This window comes from Actinomadura sp. BRA 177 (genome assembly GCF_013372625.1).
In the GTDB taxonomy this organism is placed as follows: domain Bacteria; phylum Actinomycetota; class Actinomycetes; order Streptosporangiales; family Streptosporangiaceae; genus Spirillospora.
Window position 1 is genome coordinate 1 of the sequence record NZ_JABXFD010000202.1, and the last position, 16,165, is coordinate 16,165.

12 protein-coding genes are annotated in these 16,165 nt (G+C 71.5%); 5 read left to right on the top strand and 7 right to left on the bottom strand.

Annotation, left to right across the window (positions count from 1 at the left end):
- Nucleotides 1-849: 849 nt before the first annotated feature.
- Complete coding sequence (locus HUX53_RS07135; RefSeq protein ID WP_176402370.1) at nucleotides 850-1,215, bottom strand: hypothetical protein; 366 nt, start codon at nucleotides 1,213-1,215, stop codon at nucleotides 850-852.
- Nucleotides 1,212-3,314: a prolyl oligopeptidase family protein gene (locus HUX53_RS07140; protein ID WP_176402371.1), complete on the bottom strand. Its 2,103-nt coding sequence runs from the start codon at nucleotides 3,312-3,314 to the stop codon at nucleotides 1,212-1,214. Before HUX53_RS07140 ends, HUX53_RS07135 begins: the two co-directional genes overlap by 4 nt.
- 274 nt (nucleotides 3,315-3,588) lie before the next feature.
- On the opposite strand from HUX53_RS07140, the gene HUX53_RS07145 reads away from it, so the two are divergent.
- Nucleotides 3,589-4,098, top strand: coding sequence for an HNH endonuclease (locus HUX53_RS07145; protein WP_176402372.1), 510 nt, complete (start codon nucleotides 3,589-3,591; stop codon nucleotides 4,096-4,098).
- 20 nt (nucleotides 4,099-4,118) lie between these two features.
- Nucleotides 4,119-4,337 carry a zinc ribbon domain-containing protein gene (locus HUX53_RS07150; protein WP_138635566.1) on the top strand — a complete coding sequence of 73 codons (219 nt, stop codon included), beginning with the start codon at nucleotides 4,119-4,121 and terminating at the stop codon, nucleotides 4,335-4,337.
- On the opposite strand, the gene HUX53_RS07155 is transcribed toward HUX53_RS07150, so the two are convergent.
- The 3 genes from HUX53_RS07155 to HUX53_RS07165 all read right to left on the bottom strand — a co-directional run bounded on the left by HUX53_RS07155 (nucleotide 4,334) and on the right by HUX53_RS07165 (nucleotide 7,677).
- Complete coding sequence (locus tag HUX53_RS07155; protein ID WP_176402373.1) at nucleotides 4,334-4,681, bottom strand: DUF1330 domain-containing protein; 348 nt, start codon at nucleotides 4,679-4,681, stop codon at nucleotides 4,334-4,336. The genes HUX53_RS07150 and HUX53_RS07155 overlap by 4 nt on opposite strands.
- Before the next feature lie 117 nt (nucleotides 4,682-4,798).
- A complete protein-coding gene (gene ilvD / locus HUX53_RS07160; RefSeq protein WP_176402374.1) occupies nucleotides 4,799-6,661 on the bottom strand; it encodes a dihydroxy-acid dehydratase in 1,863 nt (620 codons plus the stop codon).
- 266 nt (nucleotides 6,662-6,927) lie between these two features.
- Complete coding sequence (locus HUX53_RS07165; RefSeq protein ID WP_309237097.1) at nucleotides 6,928-7,677, bottom strand: nuclease-related domain-containing protein; 750 nt, start codon at nucleotides 7,675-7,677, stop codon at nucleotides 6,928-6,930.
- A 348-nt stretch (nucleotides 7,678-8,025) separates the two neighbouring features.
- Here HUX53_RS07165 and HUX53_RS07170 point away from each other — a divergent pair, with 348 nt between their 5' ends.
- Both HUX53_RS07170 and malQ read left to right on the top strand, forming a co-directional pair.
- Nucleotides 8,026-9,453 (top strand): amidase, encoded by a 1,428-nt coding sequence (locus HUX53_RS07170; RefSeq protein ID WP_176402375.1) that lies wholly within the window; start codon nucleotides 8,026-8,028, stop codon nucleotides 9,451-9,453.
- A 28-nt stretch (nucleotides 9,454-9,481) separates the two neighbouring features.
- The gene (malQ, locus tag HUX53_RS07175; protein ID WP_176402376.1) at nucleotides 9,482-11,539 is read left to right on the top strand and encodes a 4-alpha-glucanotransferase; all 2,058 of its coding nucleotides are present in this window, start codon (nucleotides 9,482-9,484) and stop codon (nucleotides 11,537-11,539) included.
- Nucleotides 11,540-11,696: 157 nt separating this feature from the next.
- On the opposite strand, the gene HUX53_RS07180 is transcribed toward malQ, so the two are convergent.
- Nucleotides 11,697-12,692, bottom strand: a complete 996-nt coding sequence (locus HUX53_RS07180; protein WP_176402377.1) for a hypothetical protein — start codon at nucleotides 12,690-12,692, stop codon at nucleotides 11,697-11,699.
- A 116-nt stretch (nucleotides 12,693-12,808) separates the two neighbouring features.
- The gene (gene pepN, locus HUX53_RS07185) at nucleotides 12,809-15,343 is read right to left on the bottom strand and encodes an aminopeptidase N (protein ID WP_176402378.1); all 2,535 of its coding nucleotides are present in this window, start codon (nucleotides 15,341-15,343) and stop codon (nucleotides 12,809-12,811) included.
- A gap of 178 nt (nucleotides 15,344-15,521) precedes the next feature.
- Here pepN and HUX53_RS07190 point away from each other — a divergent pair, with 178 nt between their 5' ends.
- On the top strand, nucleotides 15,522-16,136 hold the full coding sequence (locus tag HUX53_RS07190) for a DsbA family protein (RefSeq protein WP_176402379.1): 615 nt from the start codon (nucleotides 15,522-15,524) through the stop codon (nucleotides 16,134-16,136).
- Nucleotides 16,137-16,165: the final 29 nt, after the last annotated feature.

The following is a 16,165-nucleotide window of genomic DNA, read 5'->3' on the forward strand; positions in this document are numbered from 1 at the left end:
TTTTTGTTTGTTGTATTGGTCCGGCGTCCACTGAGATTTAGACTCTCCGCTTCGTCGGCAGCGTCAGATGGGTATAGGGGACGACCTCAACGTTGCGATCGCGTCCGAAGGCAGGTTCGAGCTTGCGAGAACCTGATCGCGTAGCGAGCCGCTAGGCGAGTCGGATGCGATGCCAGCGATCGCACTTTTTTCGACGATGGAGGGCCGCCAGGCCCGAAGGAGGAGAAAAAAGAATAAATGCGACACCCCTCCTGGAGGCTTCCCAACCCCAGGAGGGGGCCGATCTGTCGCACGGGTGTCCCGTGCGTGTTCTTGTGGGAGCGTAGCGCGAGCACCCGGCCGCATCCTAGGGGAGGGGTTCAGGAAAGATTCAGGAACGGCGGCCTCCGACCACCTGCATAGGGGTGGCGGTCGCGCGTGCCCTCAACACCACTTGGTAGCGACTCGATTGCAAACGCGAGGCAGGTGATGTAAAGTAATTGCAACATCACGCTTAGTGGTGACCTGTTGGGGTGCAGTCGGTATCGCGACAGGGTGACGCCCGCGGGCACTCGATCTCGCATCGGATGGCACCGCCCCCTGCTCACTAGATGATGGGCAGGGGCATCGGACCGTCCAGGCTCGACCGGGGCTCGGGGGCGTGAGGGAACCTGCCGTGCCGCCACGGACCGCGCACGCGATGCGCGTCGCCGGGCGGATCGACGAAAGCGGGGGACCAGCGCATCCAAGACCGTTCGGGATGTGCGCAGTGTCGGGTAGTGGGTCCAAGGCCCGCTCATGGGCACCTGTATAGGAACGGTAGCGGTGCTGCCGGACGGTCGTCCGGAGACCGCTCCGGTGACCTTGCGGTCACCGAACACAGTGAGACCGGTGGTGGTGCATGCCACTCCATCGCCCGCGACGGTGCTGGACGTTACGCGCGTACGTCCAGCACCGTCGCGGACGGGCGGTGAGGCCGAGCCAGTCGCGGGCGAGTGCGTGCTCGGCGGCGGTGTCGGGGCCGAACGGCCAGCCTTTGGCGACGTTGAAGCCGATGGGCCGCCAGACCTTCTCGTAGATGCGCGGCAGGAACGTGGATTCCATGACGGACTGGGCGAGGGACGGCTTGGACGACCGTCCGAGCAGGTCGAGGTAGCCGGCGGACGTGTCGGGCACCTCGGGGGGCTCGCGGAGCAGCTCGAGGACGTGCTCCGTGGTGGTCTGTACCATCGTCACCCCGCTATTAGACCACGAGTCAATTCGTCGGGGAGGGGCAGCCCGGTCTGCGCGGCCATGAACGTGAGGGTGTCGGTCATCAGGTCGACCGAGCGGCTCACCGAGCGGGCGGCGTGGCCGACCTCCGCCTCGTTGCGGAGCAGGATCGGCGCGTCGGACGCGGTCGCGTGCTGCAGCGCGGCGCACAGCTTGCGGGCGTGCAGCGGGTCCACGCGGGTGTCGCTGCCGAACGTGGTGAACAGGACGGCCGGGTACGCGGTGCCCGCGTGGACGTGGTGGTACGGGGAGTAGCCGATCAGCCAGCCGAACTCCTCGGGGTCGTCGGCGGTTCCGTACTCGTCGTTCCAGGTCTGGCCCAGGCCGAACTTCTCGTAGCGCACCATGTCGAGGAGGGGTGCCGAGCAGACCACCGCGCGATACAGGTCAGGGCGCTGGGTGAGGGCCGCGCCGACGGGCAGGCCGCCGTTGGATCCGCCGGAGATCGCCAGCTGGGCGGGCGTGGTCAGGCCGTCCGCGATGAGCTTCTCGGCGGCGGCGTGGAAGTCGTCGAACACGTTCTGCTTGCGCTCCCGCATGCCGGCGCGGTGCCACTCCTCGCCCTCCTCGGACCCGCCGCGCAGGTTCGCGATCGCGTAGACGCCGCCCGCCTCCACCCAGGCCAGGATGCTCGCCGAGTAGGACGGCGTGAGGGAGATGTTGAAGCCGCCGTAGCCGTAGAGGATCGCGGGCCGCGGGCCGGCGAGGCCGGGGCGGGACGCGACCAGCATCCGCACCTGCGTCCCGTCCCGCGAGGTGTAGGTGAGCTGGCGCGTCTCGATCTCGGGGACCGCGACCGTGCCCGGCGCGGAGGCCCACAGCGTCGTCTCGCCGGTGCGCGCGTCGTAGCGCATCACCGAGGACGGCGTGACGTTGTCGGTGTAGCCGAACCACGCCTCGTGCCCGCCCTCGGGCCGCTCGATGATCCCGCCGATCGAGCCGAGGCCCGGTGTCGGCACGGTCCCGGTGCGTTCGCCCGTCTCCAGGTCGTGGACGGTGATCTCGCTGATCGCGTGCCGCGTCCAGCCGGCGAGGAGAACGGGCCGGTCAAGGCCGTCGAGGATCGCGAAGTCGGTGAGGACGGCCTCCGGGTCCTCCGGGATCAGGTCCCGCCACCGCTCGTAGGACGGGTCGGACGGGTCGGCGACGCACAGCCGGGAGCGGGGCGCGTCCCGGTCGGTGAAGATGTAGGCGCGGCCGTCGCGCCCGACGTGCAGGCCGGTGCCGGCGTCGACGCCCTCCTGGACGGCCCGCAGCGCCGGCACCTCGGCGGGCGACGCGGACAGGTCCGCGATCCACAGGTCGTTGCGCGGCGCCGTGCCCTGCGAGGACGACACCGTCAGCCAGCGCCCGTTCCGGCTGACCCCGACCCCGTAGTAGTTGGTCTTGTCCAGGCCGTCACCGAAGATCAGCACGTCGTCGGTGTCGGGTTCGGTGCCGACCCGGTGCAGGTAGACGCGCCGGTGGTACTGCTCCTCGCCCGCCGGGACGTCCCGGGCGGGCAGCCGGCGCGCGTAGTAGTACGCCTCGCCGCCCGGCAGCCACGCCACCGACGAGTACCGCGCCCGGTCGATCGGCCCCTCGACCTGCTCGCCGGTCGCGACGTCCAGCACGTACAGCAGGGACTCCTCGTCGCCGCCGGTGGAGATCTTGTACGCCAGCCGGCGCCCCTCCTTGTCGGGCTGCCACCCGTCGAGCGTCGTCGTCCCGCCCGGGTCGAGCGCCATGGGGTCGACCAGGACGCGTTCGGCGTCGTCCGGGCCGGCCGTGTAGAGGACGGGATGCTCCTGGTCGGCGGCGCGCCGGGTGAAGAACCGCCGCTCGCCCCGCCACACGGGGGAGCCGACGCTGCCCGCGCCGAGCAGCTCGCCGAGCCGCTCGCGCAGCCCGTCCCGGCCCGGCAGCGCGTCCACGACCTTGTGGAAGAGCCGGTCCTGCGCGGCGAGCCACTCCCCGGTGTCGTCGCTTCCGGCCTCCTCCAGCCACCGGTACGGGTCCGCGACCCGGTGACCGTGGATGTCCTCGACGATGTCCTGGCGCTGCGCGGGCGGATACGGCGTCATGAATGCACTGTATTGGCCGTTCCGGGCTGCCCGTCCCGCCCACTCCGAACCGCCTGGAACGCGGGCATGCGTTCGATCGGGCGTCCGATGGGGGATTATTGGGGTAGCGGACGGGCTCCATCAGACGCCACACTGATGAAGGTCGGTTCGCCCCTGGGGAGGTCCTCATGGCGAGTGCGCAGGAACCGGAGACAATAACCGGGCCTCGGTTGGAGGCGCGGACGACCGCGCCCGCCGAGGCGACCGAACGGCGGAATCCGGCGGAGGCCGTCTGATGCGGCAGGTCCTCCTCCTGAACGCGACGTACGAACCACTCACCACGCTGCCGCTGCGGCGGGCGGTCTGCCTCGTGCTCCGGGAGAAGGCCGAGATCGTCCACCACGACACCTCGGGCGCGGTGCTGCACTCCGCCACGATGACGATCGAGGTGCCGTCCGTCATCCGGCTGCGCCGCTACGTCCGCATCCCGTTCCGTACCCGCGTCCCGCTGACCCGCGCCGCGCTGATGCGCCGCGACAGCTTCCGCTGCGTCTACTGCGGCCGCCGCGCCGAGACCATCGATCACGTCCATCCGCGCAGCCGCGGCGGCAAGCACGTGTGGGAGAACTGCGTCGCGTCCTGCATGACCTGCAACCACCGCAAGGCCGACCGCCTCCTGTCCGAACTGGGCTGGACGCTCAACATCATTCCGGCCGTTCCCCGCGGCGCGCACTGGCGCCTCATCGGCCTCGTCCACGACGGCGACCCCCAGTGGGCTCCCTACGTCACCGAACCCGCCGCGTAGCCGCCGTATATCCTGGGGCCGTGCCTCGCTATGACTACCGCTGCCGCGCGTGCGGGTCGACCTTCGAGGTCTCCCGCCCGATGATCAACGCGTCCGATCCGGCGCCGTGCCCGGACGGGCACGACGACACGGTGAAGCTGCTGTCCACGGTCGCCGTCACCGGCACGTCGCGCGGTACGGCGCCCCCGCCGAAGCCCGCCGGGGGAGGCGGCTGCTGCGGCGGAGGCTGCTGCTCCTAGCCGTTCTGCGCGGCGCGCATGGCCTTCGCGGTCGCGGACGCGTCGTAGTTCGGCGGGACGCCCTGCAGCAGGACGGCGGTGCCGTCCATGTTGTCGGTGCGCATGGGCAGGATCGCCTGGTAGGCGTCCGACTCGTACCAGGCGCGGGCCTTGTCCATGTCGGGGAACTCGATGAGGACGTAGCCGCCGTCCACCGGGCCCTCGATCACCTCGGTGCCGGTCGCGTGGACGAGGAAGCGGCCGCCGAACGGGTCCATGGTCGCCTGGATGCGCTCGATGTAGACGAAGACGTCGTCGTGGAGCGGCGGCTGCGGGTGCAGGTGGGCGAGGGCGTAGGCGGTCATCGCGAGCTCCTTCGGTGGTGGTCGCCGGGCTGTTCGCCTGACGACCACCACTCTTCCCCGGAGCGGGGAACGAAGGCGATTACCCGCCGGGTAATGCCGGCCCGGCGCGCGCTCCGCTCAGCCGTTGAGGCGGTCGAGCTGGGAGACGTCGCGGGCGGCGCCGGTGGAGGCGGACGTCGCCATCGCGGCGTAGGCGCGGAGCGCGGCGCTCACCGGGCGGTGCCGGTCGCGGGGGTGGTAGCCGCCGAGGTCGGCGAGCAGCTTCTCGCGGCGGATCTCCAGCTCGTCGGCCGGCACGTCGAGCTCCAGGACCCGGTTCGGGATGTCGATCACGACGCGGTCGCCGTCCTCGACGAGGGCGATGATGCCGCCGCCCGCCGCCTCGGGGGAGGCGTGCCCGATGGACAGCCCGGACGTCCCGCCGGAGAACCGGCCGTCGGTGATCAGCGCGCACGCCTTGCCGAGCCCGCGGCCCTTGAGGAAGCTCGTCGGGTACAGCATCTCCTGCATGCCGGGGCCGCCCTTCGGGCCCTCGTAGCGGATCACGACGACGTCACCGGCCTTGATCTTCCCGCTGAGGATGCCCTCGACGGCGTCGTCCTGCGACTCGAAGACGACGGCGGGGCCGGTGAACGTCCACAGCTCCTCCTCGACGCCGGCGGTCTTCACGATCGCGCCGTCGGGGGCGATGTTGCCGCGCAGGACGGCGAGGCCGCCGTCGGCGGTGTAGGCGTGCTCGGCGGAGCGGATGCAGCCGTTCTCGCGGTCGAGGTCGAGCGACTCCCAGCGGGCGCTCTGCGAGAACGCCGAGGTGCTGCGGACGCCGCCGGGCGCCGCGTGGAACATCTCGACGGCCTCGGGCAGGACGTCGGGGGAGCGGACGTCCCACTTGGCGACGAACTCGTCCATCGAGGCGGAGTGGATCGAGTGCGCGGCGCGGTTCAGCAGCCCGGCCCGGTTCAGCTCGCCGAGCAGGGCGGGGATGCCGCCGGCGCGGTGGCAGTCCTCGACGTGGTACTTGCCGGTCGCGGGGGCCAGCTTGCAGACGCACGGGACCCGGCGGGACACCGCGTCGATGTCGGTGAGCCCGAAGTCGACGCCGGCCTCGGTCGCGGCGGCGAGCAGGTGCAGGATCGTGTTGGTGGAGCCGCCCATGGCGACGTCCAGCACCATGGCGTTCTCGAACGCGTCGCGGGTGGCGATGTTCAGCGGCAGGACGGACTCGTCGTCGCCGTCGTAGTAGCGCTTGGCGACCTCGACGACGGTGCGGCCGGCGTCCTCGTAGAGGCGGCGGCGGGCGGTGTGCGTGGCGAGGACGGTGCCGTTGCCGGGCAGCGCCAGCCCGATCGCCTCGGTGAGGCAGTTCATCGAGTTGGCGGTGAACATGCCGGAGCAGGACCCGCAGGTCGGGCAGGCGCTCTCCTCCATTTCGAGGAGCTTGTCCTCGGCGATCGAGCCGTCCGCGGAGGCGATGATCGGGTCGATCAGGTCGAGCTTGTTGCCGTCCATGACGCCCTCGACCGGCTTGCCGGCCTCCATCGGGCCGCCGGAGACGAACACGACCGGGATGTTGAGCCGCAGCGCGGCCAGCAGCATCCCCGGCGTGATCTTGTCGCAGTTGGAGATGCAGACCAGGGCGTCGGCGCAGTGCGCGTTCACCATGTACTCGATCGCGTCGGCGATGACCTCGCGGGATGGCAGCGAGTACAGCATGCCGTCGTGGCCCATCGCGATGCCGTCGTCCACGGCGATGGTGTTGAACTCGCGGGGCACGCCGCCGGCCTCGCGGACCGCGCCCGCGACGACCTTGCCGACCGCGTCCAGGTGGACGTGGCCGGGCACGAACTGGGTGAAGCTGTTGGCCACCGCGACGATCGGCTTGCCGAAGTCCTCGCGTTCGACGCCGCTGGCGCGCATGAGGGCGCGGGCGCCCGCCATGTTCCTGCCGTGCGTGACCGTGCGTGACCTGAGCGGTGGCATAGACCTCTCCAAACCTGTGACGAGCCGAGCCGAGTTCCTGGGAGCGTTGCCCGCAGCGGCGGATCGCGGCGCTGCCGCCGGCTCAGCGTGAGGTCGCGCGCGGGCCGGCCTGTGACGTCATCGATGCTACCAACCGGCGGGACGGCATGGAAAAAGCCGGGACGCGGCCGTCCCGGCAGGTGGCGAACCCGGCAAGGCGGCATCCCGGCGGGGCTCGTCGTCGAGCCGTGGTGGGCGGGCGGCCCGGGGAAGCAGGCCGCCCTCGCTCAGTCGGGGTACTTCGGCGGCAGCGCCTTCTCGGCGGCCGAGAAGATCCGCCGCACGTCGCCGTCGGTGAGGATCTTCGGGCGGCGCCGCAGGTAGGCGCGGGCCCGGTTGCCGGCGTAGACGTCGACGTCCCGCACCCGCATGACCTTCCACGGGATGGACGGGCCGTAGATCGCCACGGACGGCTGCACCGGCACCTCGAAGCCGACCCGGTCGGCGAGGATGCTGCTCGCCATCTGGGCCTCCCACCGGGCCTCGTCCAGCCGGTCCTTCTTGTTGAAGGGCCCGTGGAAGAGCTTCATGTGGGACATGGTGCGCACGGGGAGGCGCTTGTCCCACTTCTCGGAGTCGATGGCGTAGACGCCGCTCGGCCCGATCACCAGGTGGTCGATCCGCCCGTCGCTGACACCGTCGTCGTCGCGCGGGACGGCCCGCGCGTGCAGCACGAGGTACCCGCTGCGCTGGAGGGCCTTCAGCTGCCGCTCGGTGCGCCGTTCGGCGGCCGACGACTTCTGCCAGGCGGCGACGGAGGAGCTCTTGCGCGAGCTCCGGACGAGGTCGCCGACGACCACGAGGATCGCGACGGCGACGCCGAGCCGCCAGCCGAACAGGACCAGGACGGCGACGCCGGCGACGACGGCCGCGCCGATCCGCCACGCCCAGCGGCGGACGCGGGGGTCGTCGAGCATCGCCGCGGCGGTGCGCTCGGTGGTGCGCTCGTCGGTGCGCTCGTCGGGACGCTCCCTCACCGGAGCCTGGTCATGGTGCTCACGCGCTTCCTCCGACCGTGCTTCCGGCGGCCGTGTCTCCTCGGATCCCGCCCGGGGCTGGCCCCGGGCCCCCTGCGTGTTGCCCCGCTCCATGATCGCCATAAGTGACGCTCCGTATTCCTTTCCCATCGGGGGCATGATCCTCCGTGCGCAGAGTAATCATCCGGCCGGTCGGCGACTAGTCATCGGGGGTTAATAGTTTTGTCGCCCTCGGGTCAGTGAGTAACTTACGCGACGGACGGGTAGGGCGATACTCTTCTCCTTTCGCCGCCGTAGGGTCCCTGCCCTCTTTGATGCCCGCGCACACGGCGTCTAGCGTTCCGTTTTGTGACACAAACCCATGACCTCAGCGCCACCCGGATGGCTGCGGCCGTCCGCACCAGGGAAGTATCTCCGGTCGAGCTCGCCGAGCACTATCTGGCCCGCATCGAACGGCTGAACGAGCAGGTCGGCGCCTATGTGACGGTGACCGCCGAGCGGGCCCGCGAGGAGGCGCGGCGGGCCGAGAAGGCGGTGCTGGACGCGGCCGGCCCGGCGGACCTGCCGCCGCTGCACGGCGTCCCGGTCCCGATCAAGGACCTGAACATGGTGGACGGCGTCCGAATGACGTTCGGTTCGGCGGCCTATGCCGAGATGACCGGATTCGCGGACGACCATGTGGTGACAAAGCTGGCGCAAGCGGGGTCCGTGCTGCTGGGCAAGACCACGACGCCGGAGTTCGGGCTGCCCTGCTACACGGAGAGTGACGTGGCGCCCCCGGCCCGGACGCCCTGGGACCTCACCCGGTCGGCGGGCGGGTCCAGCGGCGGCGCCGCGGCGGCGGTCGCGTCCGGGCTGGCGCCGGTCGCGCAGGGCAGCGACGGCGGCGGCTCGATCCGCATCCCGAGCAGCGCGTGCGGGCTGTTCGGGATCAAGCCGACCCGCGGCCGGGTCTCCTCCGGCCCGATCGTCCCCGACCTGTTCGGGCTGGCCACCAACGGGCCGATCGCCCGGACCGTCCGCGACGCGGCCCTGCTGCTGGACGTGATGGCCGGCCACATGCCCGGCGACCTGTACCGGGCGCCGCAGGAGGACGGGTCGTTCCTCGCCCATGCCGAGCGCGCGCCGGGCCGGCTGCGGATCGCCCGCACCCTGGAGCCGCCGGTGCCGGGCACCGAGGTGCACCCCGACTGCGTCGCCGCCTACGAGGCCGCGTCCGCGCTGCTGGAGGAGCTGGGCCACGAGGTCGTGGACCTGCCGCAGCAGGTGCTCGGCGCCGACCTCGTCGCGCACTTCGTCACGCTGTGGGGCGCGATGGCGACGATGACGCCCGTCGCCGACGAGGACACGGGCAAGCTCCAGCCGCTGACCCGCTGGCTGCGCGGCCTCGGCGAGGCGACGGCGGCGCCGCAGCTGCTCCAGGCGCACGCCGCGCTCCAGGGCGAGCTGCGCAAGGCGTTCCCGGTCATGGACGAGTTCGACGCGATCCTGCACCCGACGCTCGCCATGCCGCCCGTCCCCGTCGGGTACTTCCACGATCAGGAGCCCGAGGAGAACTTCCGGCGGCAGGCGAACTTCACGCCGTTCACCGCCGTGTACAACATCTCGGGGCAGCCGGCCGTGAACGTCCCGCTGCACTGGACCGACGCGGGCCTGCCGATCGGGATCATGCTGGCCGGGCGGCTCGGCGGCGAGGGGACGCTGATCTCGCTGTCCGCGCAGCTGGAGGAGGCGCGCCCGTGGATCGGCCGCAAGCCGGAGATCTGGACCGCGTGAGCCCGCCCGCACCGGGCATGGTGCAGGCGTGGGCGACGACGAACTGAGCAGGCTGGCGGGGCAGCACGGGGTCGCGACCCGGTACACGGACTGGCGCGGCCGGGAGGCGGCCGTCTCACCGGACACGCTCGTCGCCGTCCTGGCGGCGCTCGGGGTCGACGCCTCGACGCCGGACGCCGCCAGGACGGAACTGGAACGCGGGCGGGAGCGGGAGCGTGCGCTGCCGCCGAGCATCGTCGTCCGGCAGGGAACCGGCCCGGTCACCGACCGGATCCGCGCGGCGCTGGGCCGCGATCTCGACGACATGGAGATCGCGGTCGGCGCGGAGGAGGTCCTGGCACCGCCGGGCACCGCCGACGGGCCGTTCGAGCCGCTGCCGGGACGCGCCGACGTGCCGCCGGGCTGGCACCGCCTGCGCGTCCGAGGCGAGGCCGACCTGCCGCTGCTAGTGGCGCCCGCCTCGCTGCGCCGTCCGCCCCGGACGTGGGGGTTCACGGCGCAGCTGTACTCGGTGCGCTCCGGTGCGTCCTGGGGCCTCGGGGACCTGCGCGACCTGGCCGATCTCGCGGCGTGGAGCGCCCGAGACCAGGGCGCCGGCTTCCTCCTCGTGAACCCGCTGCACGCGACCGAGCCCGTCCCGCCGGTCGGTCCGTCGCCGTACTCGCCGATGAGCCGCCGCTTCTCCTCGCCGCTCTACCTGCGGATCGAGGACATGCCGGAGTTCGCGGAGCTGCCCGCCGGCGACCGGGAGCGGTTCGCCGCCCTCGCCGCCAAGCTGCGCGCCCAGGAGGGGCTCCTCGACCGGGACGCGGTGTGGGCCGCGAAGCTGGAGGCGTTCGAGGCGATGTACCGGCTCCGCGCGGGCCGGAGCGAACCCGAGTTCGAGGAATTCCGCAGGCGGGAGAGCGCGACGCTCGGCCGCTACGCCCTGTGGTGCGCGATCAGCGAGGAGCAGGGGACGGACTGGCGGCGCTGGCCGTCCTCCCTGCGGAACGCCACAGGCCGGCACGACCGCGCCGGGTTCCACGAGTGGCTCCAGTGGCGGCTGGACGGGCAGCTCGCGGCGGCGCAGCGGGCGGCGCGGGACGCCGGCATGCCGGTCGGGATCGTCCACGACCTGGCGGTCGGGGTGCCGCACGGCAGCGCCGACACCTGGATGTACCGGAGCCTGTACGCGCCCTGGATGAGCGTCGGGGCGCCACCGGACGAGTTCAACCAGCGCGGCCAGGACTGGGGCCAGCAGCCGTGGCGGCCGGACGCGCTCGCCGCCGGCGGCTACCGGCCGTTCCGCGAGATGACGGCGGCCGTCCTCCGGCACGCCGGCGGCGTCCGCCTGGACCACGCCATGCAGGTGTCGCGCCTGTGGTGGGTGCCCGAGGGCGCATCCCCGGCCGACGGCACGTACGTCCGCTACGACCGCGACGCGCTGCTCGGCTGCCTGACCTGGGAGGCCGAACGGTTCGGCGCCGTGGTCGTCGGCGAGGACCTCGGCACGGTGGAACCGGACCTCCGCGAGGTGCTGGCCGGCCGCGGCGTGCTCGGCACGTCCCTGCTCTGGTTCGAACGCGACGACGGCGGACGTCCCAAGCCCCCGGCGAAGTGGCGCGAACTCTCCCTGGCCACGGTCGGCACCCACGACATGCCGCCGATCACGGGCTTCGTCCACGGCGACCACATAGCTCTCCGCGACCGCCTCGGCCTCCTGACCCGCCCTCGCGCCGATGAGGAGGCCGACCACCGTCGCCAGCTGACCGACTGGCTGACCCTCCTCCACGACGAGAACCTGCTGCCCACGCCGCCCACCGAGATCATGCAGGCGCTGGCAGAGGACGCAACCACCTACGACGACGAGATCGTGGCGGCCCTGCACGCCTTCCTGGCCCGGACACCCGCCCTCCTGAGGGGCATCTCCCTCGCCGACGCAGTAGGCGAACGCCGCACCCAGAACCAGCCGGGCACCACCAACGAATACCCCAATTGGCGAGTCCCCTTGGCCGACCCGCAAGGACTCCCCGTCCTCCTAGACGACCTCCCCGCCGTCGTCGACCGCCTCGCCGTCCTAGAGCAGCACCGCCCCCGGCAATAACAAGATTGGTCACAGATTCGCTGGTTCGGCTGTGCGCACAAGGCGGGTGCCGTCACTGATGGCGGTGCCCTGTGATCAGGCGATCGTTGACTGCCTCGCCGTCCTTTGGATCGCCCTCGCCGTGGGCGTGATGCCGCGTGCGAGAGCAGTGCTGTGATCAGGCGAGGGTTGATGTGATGCGCTTGGTCACGTCGTGGAGGAGTGTGTCGGGGCGCAGGTCTGCGTCGGCGATGGCGGAGAACAATGCGGGCAGACCGGGCAGCGGGTAGTTGTCGTCGGTGTTTGCCAGGGCCTTGTGGCCCAGGGGGTGGTGGGAGAGGGACTTGCGGGCGCGGGTCCAGGCCGTCTGGACCTCTTCGGGGGACGGGACGCCGAAGCCGTGGCCGACCGGGGCGGCGTGGCGGAGTTTCACGACGGCGCTGTCGGTGAAGTCGGCGGCGAGTTTGCAGCGGTCGGTGAGGTCGGCGCGGACCAGGTCGTCCAGGCGGGTCACGACCGTGCAGGGGGTGCGGCAGCGGGCGGCGCAGTCGCCCAGGGCCGACGCGACCTGGCTGTGCTGGCGGTCGAGGTAGGCGCGCCAGCCGGGGCCCGGTTCCCGCGCGACGCGGAGCGTGCGCTCGCAGGCGGAACGTTCCGGACGGGTGTGGTCGCACATCCGCGCCGACCCCGGCTCGACGGGCACGCCGAACCGGCTGCCCGCGCCGCTCACCGAGGCGCCGATGAGGGCCGGGTCGCCGGCGTGGCCGAGAACGGGCTCCCACGCCAGCATCGGCAGGTACTCGCTCGCGATGTGGACGGCGGCGACCAGCGCCGCCATGTCGCGCCGGTACCAGCGGATCGCGATGACCTCCAGCAGGAGGGAGTACGCGGGGCGCAGGCTGGCGAGGGCGCCGCGCGGGCGCTCCCGGGCCGTCTGCGGCATGCGGCTCGCGCGGGCCCGGTCGAGCAGGTCGCGCGGGACGTCGCCGACGGCTTCGGGCATGCCGAAGTCCTCGGCATCGAGGTCGAGGACGCGCTGCCCGAACGCGCACAGCGCCGCGATCGCCGTCGAGCGGCCGTCCGCGGCAAGCGTGCCCTGCGTGATCAGCGCCTCCAGGTCGCCGAACGCGTACCTGCGTGCCAGCGCCGTCAGCACGTCCCGTGCCGTCTCCATACCACCGTCCTCCAGCCCCCGCCCGCCACCATTCAATGGACGAGCTCCGCTCGACGACCGTCCGGGCCCCGTGACCATGCGATCGTTGCATGGTCACGGGGTTCCTGGACAGGGCGTCAGGAGGACGCGGCGTCCTTCGCGCGGGCGCGGAGCGCGCGGGCGACGCCGTCGCGACCCTCCGACAGCAGCCGGGTGAGGGCGGCCGGCGGGTTCTGCTCGGCGATGTAGGACTCGGTGCGGTCGATCGTGGACTGCTCGATCACCAGGAACGGGTAGGCGACCTCGGCGAACGTCTGCGACATGTCGCTCGACCACTCCTTCCACACGCGGCCGACCTCGGCGAAGTACCGGTCGACGTAGGGGAGCAGCAGTTCGACCTGGTCGGGCTCCACGAAGCCGCCGAGCGTCGACCGGTAGACGGCGTTCGGCAGGTCGCCGGACACGACCCGCTCCCACGCGGCCGCCTTCGCCGCCGCGGTCGGGATCGCGGACTTGCAGGCGGCGGCGTGCCGCTCGCCGGCGGCGGTGCGGTCCCGCTCGTGCTCGGCGTCGATCTCGGCCTCGCCCGCGCGGCCGGTGACGACGAGGCGGCGCAGCAGCGTCCAGCGCAGGTCGGTATCGACGGTGAGGCCGTCGAGGGTCTGCGAGCCGTCCAGTAGGGCTTGGACGAACGCCAGGTGCTCGTCCGAGATGGCGGAAGCGGTGAACGCCTGCGTGTAGGCGAGCTGGAGGTCCGAGCCGGGCTCGGCCTCGCGCGCCAGCGCGGAGAGCGTGTCGGCGAGCAGGGCGAGGCCCTCCTTGCGCCAGGCCGGGTCCGCGTACTGCTGGACGGCGGTGCGCGCCTGCCGCAGCAGCGTCTGCGTGACCGAGATGTCGGTGACGCCGCGGATGCCCTTCGCGACGAGCCGGACGTAGTCGCGGGTCGCCATCTCGGCGTCGCGCGTCATGTCCCACGCCGCCGACCAGCACAGCGCGCGCGGCAGGCTGTCCTTGATGTCGCCGATGTGCTCGATCAGCGTCTGCTGCGAGTGCTCGTCCAGCCGGATCTTGGCGTAGGTCAGGTCGTCGTCATTGACCAGGACGAGGTCGGGCCGCTTCTTGCCGACGAGCTGCGGGACCTCGGTGCGGGCGCCGACGACGTCCAGCTCGACGCGCTCGCGCCGGACGAGCCCGTCGGCGGTCTTGTCGTACAGCCCGATCGCGAGGCGGTGCGACCGCAGCGTCGGGTAGTCGGCCTTGGCCTCCTGCAGGACGGTGAACGACGTGAAGTTGCCGTCGCCGTCCACCTGGTACTCGGGCCGCATCGTGTTGACGCCGGCCGTCTCCAGCCACTCTTTCGACCACGACGCCAGGTCGCGGCCGGACGTCTCCTCCAGCGCGCCCAGCAGGTCCGTCAGGACGGTGTTGCCCCACGCGTGCCGGTCGAAGTAGCGCCGCACGCCCACCAGGAAGTTGTCGAGGCCGACATAGGCCACGAGCTGCTTCAGGACGGACGCGCCCTTGGCGTAGGTGATCCCGTCGAAGTTCACCTCGACCGCGCGGATGTCCGGGATGTCGGCGGAGATCGGGTGCGTGGACGGCAGCTGGTCCTGCCGGTACGCCCACGCCTTCTCCAGGTTCGCGAACGTCGTCCACGAGCCCGTCCACTTGGTGGCCTCGGCCTGGCACAGGACGCTCATGTACGTGGCGAACGACTCGTTCAGCCACAGGTCGTCCCACCAGCGCATGGTGACGAGGTCGCCGAACCACATGTGCGCCATCTCGTGCAGGATCGTCTCGGCGCGGCGCTCGTAGGCGGCGTCGGTGACGCGCGACCGGAAGACGTAGTCCTCCAGGAACGTGACGGCGCCCGCGTTCTCCATCGCGCCCGCGTTGAACTCGGGGACGAACAGCTGGTCGTACTTGGTGAACGGGTACGGGCGGCCGAAGACCTTCTCGAAGTAGCCGAACCCCTGGCGGGTCACGTCCACGATCGCGGGCGTGTCGAGGTGGTCGGCGAGCGAGGCGCGGCAGTACACGCCGAGCGGGATGACGGTGCCGTCGTCGCGGCGGTACTCGTCCCGGACGACGTGGTACGGCCCGGCGATGAGTGCGGTGATGTAGGTGGAGATCTGCGGCGTCGGCAGGAAGTGCCACGTCCCGCCCTCGGCGGACTCGGCCGGCTCGTTGGTGACGACCTCCCAGTTCTCCGGCGCCTTGATGGTGAACTCGAAGGTGGCCTTCAGGTCGGGCTGGTCGAAGCAGGTGTACATGCGGTGCGCGTCGGCCGTCTCGAACTGCGTGTAGAGGTACACGCTGTCGTCCACGGGGTCCACGAACCGGTGCAGGCCCTCACCCGAGCGTGAGTACTCGCAGTCGGCCACGACACGCAGTTCGTTCTCCGCGGCCAGGTCCGGTAGCGGGACGCGCCCCTTCTCGCCGTCATAGGACGAGGGGTCGAGGGCCTTCCCGTTCAGCGTCGCCTCCCGCACGACGGCGCCGTGCAGGTCGATGAACGTGGACGCACCCGTCTCGGCACTGCCGAACTTGACCACGGTGGTGGACCCGAAGCGCTCGTCGCCGGTGGTCAGGTCCAGTTCGATCGTGTACGACTCGACGGTGAGCAGCCGGGCCCGTTCCCGCGCCTCGTCGCGCGTGAGGTTGCCTGCCACATGAACTCCTTGGTCGCCTTATTCGCTTGGTGAAGTCATGTCTACCAAGCGGAGGCCGCCCCGGTCCGTCCGCCACGGCCGAAGGGCGTCCATCGGTGGCGTCCCCTGCCCGGGAATCGGGGCGGGCACGCGCCGGTTGTCGCTTGAGGTACCCGAATCACGCTCCTAGGAGACGACGTTGACTGAGAACGCGCCCACCCCGGTGGACTTCTGGTTCGACCCCCTGTGCCCCTGGGCGTGGATCACGTCCCGCTGGATCCTGGAAGTGGAGAAGCTGCGCCCGATCGAGGTGCGCTGGCACGTGATGAGCCTGTCCGTCCTCAACGAGGACAAGGACATCCCGGACGACTACCGGACGATGCTCGCCGACGCCTGGGGCCCGGTGCGCGTGTGCATCGCCGCCGAGCAGAAGTACGGGGCCGAGGTGCTCGGACGGCTCTACACCGAGCTCGGCACGCGCCGCCACCACGAGAAGCAGAAGTTCGACCGCGCCTTCTACGAGGACGCGCTGACCGCCGCCGGCCTGGACCCGGCCCTCGCGGACGCCGCCGACTCGACCGCCTACGACGAGGCCCTGCGCGCGTCCCACCAGGACGGCATCGACCGCGTCGGCCAGGAGGTCGGAACCCCGGTCATCGAGGTCGAGGGCAGCGCCTTCTTCGGCCCCGTCGTCACCCCCATCCCGCGCGGCGAGGCCGCGGTCAAGCTCTGGGACGGCGTCGTCGCGGTCGCCTCCACGGACGGCTTCTTCGAGCTCAAGCGGACTCGGACGAGGGATCCCATTTTCGACTGAGCCACGCGCTTCCCTAAGTTGCTCGCAGG

Bases quoted from the DNA above. Each gene is read 5' to 3' on its own strand.
- HUX53_RS07140 (WP_176402371.1), bottom strand. From the start codon at position 3,314: ATGACGCCGTATCCGCCCGCGCAGCGCCAGGACATCGTCGAGGACATC.
- HUX53_RS07145 (WP_176402372.1), top strand. From the start codon at position 3,589: ATGCGGCAGGTCCTCCTCCTGAACGCGACGTACGAACCACTCACCACG.
- HUX53_RS07155 (WP_176402373.1), bottom strand. From the start codon at position 4,681: ATGACCGCCTACGCCCTCGCCCACCTGCACCCGCAGCCGCCGCTCCAC.
- ilvD (WP_176402374.1), bottom strand. From the start codon at position 6,661: ATGCCACCGCTCAGGTCACGCACGGTCACGCACGGCAGGAACATGGCG.
- HUX53_RS07180 (WP_176402377.1), bottom strand. From the start codon at position 12,692: ATGGAGACGGCACGGGACGTGCTGACGGCGCTGGCACGCAGGTACGCG.